Origin of the sequence: Acinetobacter lwoffii (assembly GCF_022809915.1) — a bacterium.
In the GTDB taxonomy this organism is placed as follows: domain Bacteria; phylum Pseudomonadota; class Gammaproteobacteria; order Pseudomonadales; family Moraxellaceae; genus Acinetobacter; species Acinetobacter lwoffii_M.
Genome location: NZ_JALGQY010000017.1, coordinates 56,707 through 65,633 on the forward strand (window position 1 = coordinate 56,707; position 8,927 = coordinate 65,633).

Here is an 8,927-nt window from a genome sequence, read left to right on the forward strand (position 1 = left end):
AAATTCAGATATTTATTGTATTTTTAAGGGCTTGGGTAATTATCTTCAATGCAGGATTTTGAGAATTCTTGTTAAATGTTGCATATAAACCCAGTTTTGGCAGTGCCTGATCAGTCTGGATGATTTTCACATGATCATTCAAAAAACGCAGTAAATATTCGGGCGCAAAACTAAAGCCCATTCCCATATTGGTCAGATTAATGTGTTGCAAGACATTGGTCACCCACAACAGCTGTTCATGTTCGAACTGATCAATACAAAGCAGTTTATCCAGCTTTTCATAAAATACGGGCGAAGCATTCTGCTCGCACATAATCATATTGTGATTTTTCAGTTCCTGTAATTTCAGGATTCGATCTGTAGGATGTAAATGCTGAGGAGTAACCAGATAAGTTTGCTCGGTTAATAAATGAATATTGTCAAAATCGGGATGATCCAGATGAAAACGGGTAATACATAAATCCAGTTCAGCATTTTTTAGCCGCTGAATCTGTTCCATACAGGTCAGGCTATGCAGATGGATTTTCAAGTCCGGCATGGTTTTTTTAAGTTGTGCCAGAATCTGCGGCATCACTTTGATTTCTGCCACGTTTAGAAAGCCAATATGAATCTGGTTATTTTTCTGCTGTGCAACCTGACGTGCTGCTGCCACCGCCAGCTTGGCATTTTCCAGTGCTTTTTCGGCATAGACCTGAAAAGCCCGTCCTTCATCGGTGAGTTTGACTTTTCTCGATGAACGATCAAACAGGACAATGCCTACTTCCTGTTCCAGATCCTTAATTTGCTGGCTTAACGACGGTTGGGCAGTAAACAGCTTTTCGGCGGCCTTGGTAAAACTTTGTTGCTGCGCCACGGTGATAAAATAGCGTAAATGTCGAAGTTCCATAGGCTGCCCGGTTTCTGATCAGGTCAGCATCTTAAGATTATGACCCACGTATTGCAAATAAGAATAGGTCGATAGTTTATATGAATATCGCTATATCAGCAGATCCTGATTTACTAGAGTGTATAGCTATATAGATGGCTTGTTCTTCACGCATATACATGGAGTCTTGTATGACACAACACTATGACACTGATGTTCTGATCATTGGTACCGGTCCTGCAGGTTCAACATTAGGTCTGGCCTTAGCCAATTATGGCATCAAGGTACAACTGTTTACCCAGTTTAGCTGGCTGGCGAACAGTCCACGTGCGCATATTACCAACCAGCGTGCTATGGAAGTATTACGTGATTTGGGTGTTGAAGAACAGGTTAAAGAAATCGCTACACCTTGGGAGCAGATGGGCGAAAGCCTGATTACCACCAGCCTGGTGGGTGAAGAAATTACCCGTTTAAGTGCCTAGGATACAGGTGATGAGCGTCATGGCGATTACATCAAAGGCAGCCCATGTCCTTTAGTTGATTTGATCCAGCCCAAAATGGAAGCCCTGCTGGTCAAAAATGCTGGTGAACGTGGTGCGATTTATAACTTTAATACCGAATATTTATCGCATGTGCAGGATAAAGATGGCGTGACAGCCACTTTCCTCAACCTGATTACCAATACTGAATTTAGCTTAAGAGCAAAATATCTGGTGGGTATGGATGGTGCTAAATCTCGTGTATTGGAACAGCTCGGCTTGCCACTGGAAGGCGTGATGGCACGTGCCGGTACCGTCTATGTGACCTTTAAAGCTGATCTTTCTCAATACGTTCAGCACCGTCCTGCGATTCTGCAATGGATCGTGAATCCTGAAGCCAGCTTTGGCGATCTCGGTATGGGATTGTTACGTGCCATTACGCCATGGAATGAATGGATCATGGGTTGGGGCTTTGACATTTCCAAAGGCGAACCACAAGTTACTGAAGAACAGGTCCGTGCCCGCCTGAATGCTTTTGTTGGTACTGAAATCGAAGAAGTTGAAATCCAGAAATTATCGTACTGGTATGTGAACCAGACCTAGGCCACTGAATATTCTAAAGGTCGAGTGTTCTGTGGTGTTGATGCAGTACACCGTCATCCACCATCGAGTGGCCTAGGTTCAAATACCTGCATGCAGGATGCCTTTAATCTAGGCTGGAAACTGGCATACGCGGTAAAAGGCTGGGCTGCACCTTCCCTGCTGGATTCCTATACCACCGAGCGTGCACCGGTCGGCAAGCAGATTGTAGCGCGTGCGAACCAGTCACGTTTTGATTATAAATACCTGAAAGAAGTCTTTGGTTTTGATCAAGGTGTGACGACTCAGAAGCAAATGCTGGAACGTATCTTTGCGGAAGATGAGCAAGGTGCTGAAATCCGTCAAAAACTATTTGAAGCTTTGGAAATTAAAAACTTCGAATTTAATGCACAAGGTGTAGAACTGAACCAGCGATATAGCTCCAATACGGTGATTGCAGAATCCGAGCCTGAGATTTTTGAAAAAGATGAGCAGCTTTATTTACAGGCAACCACTCGCCCAGGCGCTAAAGTTCCGCATACTTGGCTGATCAATGCCAAAAGTCAAAAGCAGTCGACACTGGATATTACGGGTAAAGGTCGTTTTACCCTGCTCACAGGTTTATCCGGTAAAGGCTGGAAACAGGCGGCAGAAGCATTGGATTTGCCATATCTGGATGTGACTCAGATTGGTTCACGTGACTATCGTGATGTGTATGGAACCTGGAATGCCAAGTCTGAAATTCATGAATCTGGTGCAGTACTGGTTCGTCCGGATGGTTATGTGGCTTGGCGTTATCAGGACAGTACCAATAAAGCTTTTGATTATGAAAATACGTTAAAGGCGGTATTGAAGCAGGTTCAATTGGTTATTTAAATTATAAAGCCACCTTAATGGTGGCTTTCTTAAAGCTGATGATCAAGAACCCTGCAGCAAGTAACTGCCCACAACGAACAATATTTGTAGTCCTACAACAATACAAAACAACATCCAGCCTTTCTGACGCATTGCCGCCTTATCCATTATTCTAAGTGTTTTAGCCATGTCATCACCTCATCTTTGAGAATTGATACTGAACCGATCTATTCCATCTTTCTTTTATAGTGCAATAAAGTTGTGCATAAAACATACCATAGCACTTTATATACAATATAAAAGCAAAATCTAAACCAACTCAGCAGGAAGAAAAAAAATTAAAAAATCAGAATGCTTAAAAAGCAAAAATCCACCAAATTGGTGGTTGAATAATCCTATGTTAGTGAATTTATTTTAATTTTTCCATACAGTAAAATTAAGATACTATTTAAAAACAATATTTATAATAAAAAATTCATTCACCTTGTTTTAATTTCCAAGATGAGAATAAAAACACGGACATTGTACCAGCCAAATTCACTGCTAATTCTGCATGTCTTGGAGAAGGTTTAAAGTTTATTTTACCTTGCCCATGAGCATCACCCACTTTATTTCTCAATGATCCTAAACCTTCAATGATGGAACTACATCCTCCGAGAATTTGTTTGAAAGTCTGCTCCGTATGTTGAGATGGAGCAAGGTTTAATTCTTTACTCACCAATCTATACAGTTGATTTATATCTGGAGCATTGCCATAACCGACTTCGTATTCATCAAGAATATATTTGCAGGTCGATTCTAAAAGTGTTCGAGCTAATGTAATCGCACCTTCGGGATCTGTACTTCTTCGCTCTAATGCTTTCTGCCATATTTGATGTATATAATCCGAGCTTAATTCAGCAATCTTCAACTGTACTACCTGATCCAATGGAGGAACGTCTAGACTTTCTAATACATTAAAGAATTCTTTAAATTCCGAATAAATATAATTTTCACGTTCAGCGTAAGATTCAAAATCCCACTTAATCCTAGCTTCAAATTCATCTAATGTGCGTGTGTCTTTAATAAAAAATGGAATATATTCATAAAAGTTTTTAAATGTCAGTAACTCTTGTCTAAGCTGCATAAATGCCTCTGAAGAACCTTTTTCATAAGTATCAGTAGCTCTAGCTATTAGCAATTCTTGTAAAAGTAAAACTTTTTCAATTAAATCGGACATTTGAGGACTCTTTATTCATTTTTTAATCTTTTTCAATTCTATATCTAATCACCTATAAATCTATAATTTGCTTATTAAAAAAGCCCCTTTCGGGGCTTTTTTAATTCTTGATTATATCAATTAGCCAATAAATTTACGTGCATTACGGAACATACGTAACCAAGCACCGTCTTGATCCCAGTCTTCTGGTTTCCAGGAATGCTGGAGCGCGCGGAAGTTACGTTCAGGGTGCGGCATCATAATCGTTGCACGGCCATCCTGAGAGGTTACACCGGTAATACCTTCCGGTGAACCATTCGGGTTCAACGGATATTGTTCAGTTGCATTGCCATGGCTGTCGACATAACGTAGAACCACCTGATTCGATGCATTCAGTGCAGCAAAGTTTTCCGCCGTTGCAACTGCACGACCTTCACCATGCGCCACAGCGATCGGCAGAATCGAACCTTGCATGTCTTGTAACAATACTGAATTCGATTTTTCCACACGAACGTTCACTGCTCGCGCTTCAAATACTTCAGACGTATTGCGATGGAAACGTGGCCAAGCATCCGCACCCGGAATTAATGGAGCCAATTGAGACAACATTTGACAACCATTACAGATACCGAGCGAGAAGGTTTCTTGACGGTTGAAGAATTTCTCAAACTGGTCACGCAATTTAGCATTGAACAATACGGATTTCGCCCAGCCCCCACCAGCGCCCATCACGTCACCATACGAGAAGCCACCACACGTTACCAAACCTTCGAAATCATCCAGGCTGATACGACCTGCCAGCAAGTCACTCATGTGGACGTCAACGGTATTGAAACCGACTTTGTCGAAAGCTGCCGCCATTTCAATATGACCATTCACACCCTGCTCACGCAGAATTGCCATATTTGGACGACGCAAGTTAATGAAAGGTGCTTCAATCGCTTCGTTCAAGTCGAATGTTGGTTGGGCGATAATACCTTTGTGCGCTTTATCAGTAATTAAGGCAAATTCCTGATCTGCAGTTTGTACGTTGTCACGTAGGCGCTGGATTTGATGAGAAACTTCAGTCCATGCCACTTGCAGGTCAGCACGTTCAAGTACCAGACCATTGATAGACAATTGGTCCATATTGTTTACACTACCAACCACTGCAATTGCATCTTTAAGCGTAGATGCTGCAACTTCAGCTTGTAATGCTTCCCAATCTGCTTTGGCAATTTGTAGAACTGCACCAATCTCTTCAGCAAATAGGCTTGCAGTTGATTGATCTTCTAGAGCAACACCCAGACGTGATGCGAACATCATTTCTGCAACAGTCGCCAATAAACCACCATCACCGATGTCATGATACGCCTTGATCAAACCACGGTTGTTCCAGTCTTGAACCAATGCGAAGAATGCTTTGAAGTCATCGAAGCTATCCACATCAGGAGTAACTGAACCAATTGCTTTGTATACCTGCGCCAGAATCGAACCGCCTAAACGGAACTGACCTTTAGACAGATCAATACGAACCAATATAGATTCAATATCTTTCAGTTCAGGAGTCAATGTTTGACGCACATCAGTCACTGGCGCAAATGCAGTGATCACACCCGACATTGGAGAAGTCACAGACTTGTCTTCACCTTCATCATTCCAGGTGGTACGCATAGACAATGAGTCTTTACCGACTGGAATCGCGATACCCAGTGCAGGACACATTTCCATACCGATGGCTTTCACGCCTTCGAACAATGCCTGATCTTCGCCCGGTTGACCCGCAGCAGCCATCCAGTTTGCAGACAATTTGATGTCGCTGATTTTTTCAATCTTCGCAGACATGATGTTAGAGATCGATTCAGCCACAGATAAACGTGCTGATGCAGCAGGATTCAACAACGCTACTGGAGGACGTTCACCCATTGCCATTGCTTCACCGGTGTAACCGACAAGACTTGTAGTTGTTACTGCAGCATCCGCGACAGGAACCTGCCAGCGCCCCACCATCTGGTCACGCGCGACCATACCGGTAATCGAACGGTCACCAATACTGATCAGGAATGATTTAGAAGCCACTGTCGGGTTTTTCAGAACGCGATAAATCGCATCTTTTAAATCCGTAACTTTAGCCGCGTCAAAATCATCGCCTTTACGTTCAATCGTTTCATAGGAACGGCTCATACGCGGAGTACCGCCAAGCATCACCTGCATTGGCATATCCACCGGTTTGTTGCCGAACAATGGATCTTCAACGGTTAAATGACGTGCTTCAGTCGCCTCACCCAGTACTGCGAACGGACAACGTTCACGTGCACAGATTGACTCAAATAATTCTAAAGAAGATGGACGAATCGCCAATACATAACGCTCTTGCGCTTCATTTGACCAGATCTCCATTGGAGACATGCCAGGTTCTAAAGATGGAATCTTACGAAGATCTAGCACTGCACCTAACTCGTGATCATTCACCAGTTCAGGCATGGCATTTGATACACCACCCGCACCGACATCATGTACCGACACGATTGGGTTATGGTCTTCCATGCGCCAGCAAGTATCGATCACCTCTTGGCAACGGCGTTCCATTTCCGGGTTTTCACGTTGTACCGAAGCAAAATCAAGGTTCTCGCCCAATTTACCGCTATCTACAGAAGATGCAGCACCACCACCAAGACCGATCAGCATGGCTGGACCACCGAGTACGATCAGCAAATCGCCCGGTAAGATCGGATCTTTTTCAACGTGATCTGGACGGATATTTCCGTAACCACCAGCGATCATGATTGGCTTATGGAAACCTTTAACATCGCCATTCACGTTTTGTTCAAAGGTACGGAAGTAACCGTTTAAAGCTGGACGACCAAATTCGTTGTTAAACGCAGCACCACCAAGCGGGCCTTCAATCATGATTTGTAACGGCGATGCCATACGCGATGGTTTACCGTAGTTTTCTTCCCAAGGCTGTTCAAAGCCTGGAATATTCAGGTTAGATACGGTGAAGCCGGTTAAACCTGCTTTAGGCTTACCACCACGACCGGTCGCACCTTCGTCACGGATTTCACCGCCTGAACCTGTCGCTGCACCGGCAAATGGTGCAATCGCAGTTGGATGGTTGTGGGTTTCCACTTTCATCAGGATATGCGCGGCCTGGCTCTTGTATTTATAAACCTGATGACCATTGTCTTCTTGGGTTGGATAAAAACGCTGGGTATCCGAACCAACAATCACCGAAGCGTTGTCTTTATAAGCCGACAATACGTCTGTTGGTGATTCTTTATAGGTGTTCTTGATCATCTGGAACAATGATAATGGCTGAACTTCACCATCAATCGTCCATTCTGAACCGAAGATTTTATGACGACAATGCTCAGAGTTGGCTTGAGCAAACATCATCAGTTCGATGTCATTCGGATTACGGCCTAGCTTGATGAAAGCTTCAGTCAGGTAATCAATTTCATCCATTGATAATGCAAAACCAAACTCGTTGTTGGCTTTTACAAGTGCTTCTTTACCTTCACCCAGAATATCAATCGAGTTCAGTGGTTTTGGCGCAGTTTCCACAAATAATACCGCAGCATCTTCAATCGCATTGAATACGCTTTCGGTCATACGGTCGTGAAGTACTTGCAATGCTTCTTTAGAAAGCTCTTTTACGCCCTTCAAAGTAAATAAAACGCCGCGTTCAAGTCGATGAACCGGCGTATTACAGTTTTTGAAAATGTCTGTCGCTTTAGAGGACCAAGGAGAGATGGTTCCGACGCGCGGTGTGACTAAAATCTGGATTTCATCACTTGCAGCCTGGTGCAATTCAAAAGATTGACCATCGTTGAGAAGCTGTAAAGCTGATTGCTGTTGTTGCTCGCTGAGCGCTTGGTCAAAGAGGTAGACCCATTGACTTTCAATTGATTGAACAGAACTAATTGACGTCAAACGCGATAATAGTTGAGTTTTCTTAAAAGAAGAATGTGCGGGTGCACCGGCAACGATAAACATGCTGATTTTGGCTCCACGGGATGGTCTGAACAACCATGCCACAATGTGACTTGAGAGAGCGCATATTCTACTGTGAAATAAGGAAATCGGCTAGATGCCAAATCAGAAAACTACGTCTGAAATATCCTGGACTTTTAAAATATTTCGTTTATTTTCAGTCAGGAAAATTGAATGTAGTCGCACAGGTTAACACATTTTTTTCAAGAAAAATCAAAACCGCCTCAGAATAATTTTCTGCATAAAAATTGTATTATTTTTCAACAGCAATCAGTGCAAAATCAAATTCAGGTTTTATTGTCATGACCTGTCAAAGTTCCGATTTAGGCCAAAATGAAATACTTGATTACAAGATTTCATGAAGTCGTATTTTTTGCAGACTGTTTTTAATTATTTTGATTGACTCTTAACTTTGACTTTTAAGATTAGAAAACTGGTTAAAGGTCTTCTGCCTTTATGAAATACAAAGAGCAATTCTCCGCTCGTCTCCGCCATTACAGCATCCGACAAAAATTACTCCGCCATATAAATGAGTAATTAATAATGAGTGGTATTTTAATTTGACATCATCTGCGGGGGAAAAACCGGACATCCATTCTCACCTTCTAAAAGAATAAAAATAAAGTTTCTTATTTAGGCCTTTTATTTTTTTATATTTGATTTTTATCTTCTCAGATCATAATTAAGCGAAATTTACTCATCTAAAAGACCAAAAAATATATCGACAAAATCCCCCACCATATCCAATATTTTGAAATTTCATCATTTATTCATGAGCTCTATTATGCGTAAAAAACACAATATAAATAGCAAAATACCACTTATATTTATGAGGAAATTTACCAGGAATTATGAGGCTTATATAAAAAAATAATGAAGAAATGATTAGGGTCTGTTGACATTTACTGTTCATAATTAACCCTATAAAGGTAGCCATAAAAATATACAGGCTAAAGCAACAGAACTTTGATAATTTCTT

At 42.0% G+C, this 8,927-nt stretch carries 4 protein-coding genes and 1 pseudogene; 1 reads left to right on the forward strand and 4 read right to left on the reverse strand.

All coding sequences use genetic code 11. The features are described 5' to 3' along the window. Positions 1-4 precede the first annotated feature (4 nt). Positions 5-886 (reverse strand): LysR substrate-binding domain-containing protein, encoded by an 882-nt coding sequence (locus tag MTX11_RS10270; protein ID WP_243475055.1) that lies wholly within the window; start codon positions 884-886, stop codon positions 5-7. Between the two features lie 170 nt (positions 887-1,056). Between MTX11_RS10270 and MTX11_RS10275 the strand changes: the two are divergent. Then, a pseudogene (locus tag MTX11_RS10275) lies at positions 1,057-2,799 on the forward strand (FAD-dependent monooxygenase). Between the two features lie 42 nt (positions 2,800-2,841). Here the strand turns inward: MTX11_RS10275 and MTX11_RS16605 are convergent. The 3 genes from MTX11_RS16605 to purL form a co-directional block, all read right to left on the reverse strand. Continuing rightward, a complete protein-coding gene (locus MTX11_RS16605; RefSeq protein ID WP_004645654.1) occupies positions 2,842-2,967 on the reverse strand; it encodes a KGW motif small protein in 126 nt (41 codons plus the stop codon). Positions 2,968-3,253: 286 nt separating this feature from the next. Further along, positions 3,254-3,997 carry an abortive infection family protein gene (locus MTX11_RS10280; protein WP_005097594.1) on the reverse strand — a complete coding sequence of 248 codons (744 nt, stop codon included), beginning with the start codon at positions 3,995-3,997 and terminating at the stop codon, positions 3,254-3,256. Positions 3,998-4,117: 120 nt separating this feature from the next. Beyond that, complete coding sequence (gene purL / locus MTX11_RS10285) at positions 4,118-7,951, reverse strand: phosphoribosylformylglycinamidine synthase (RefSeq protein ID WP_005265802.1); 3,834 nt, start codon at positions 7,949-7,951, stop codon at positions 4,118-4,120. Positions 7,952-8,927 lie beyond the last annotated feature (976 nt).

What these genes read in the sequence shown, in the direction of transcription:
- MTX11_RS10280 (WP_005097594.1), bottom strand. Translation starts at nt 3,997, where the DNA reads ATGTCCGATTTAATTGAAAAAGTTTTACTTTTACAAGAATTGCTAATA.
- MTX11_RS10270 (WP_243475055.1), bottom strand. Translation starts at nt 886, where the DNA reads ATGGAACTTCGACATTTACGCTATTTTATCACCGTGGCGCAGCAACAA.
- MTX11_RS16605 (WP_004645654.1), bottom strand. Translation starts at nt 2,967, where the DNA reads ATGGCTAAAACACTTAGAATAATGGATAAGGCGGCAATGCGTCAGAAA.
- purL (WP_005265802.1), bottom strand. Translation starts at nt 7,951, where the DNA reads ATGTTTATCGTTGCCGGTGCACCCGCACATTCTTCTTTTAAGAAAACT.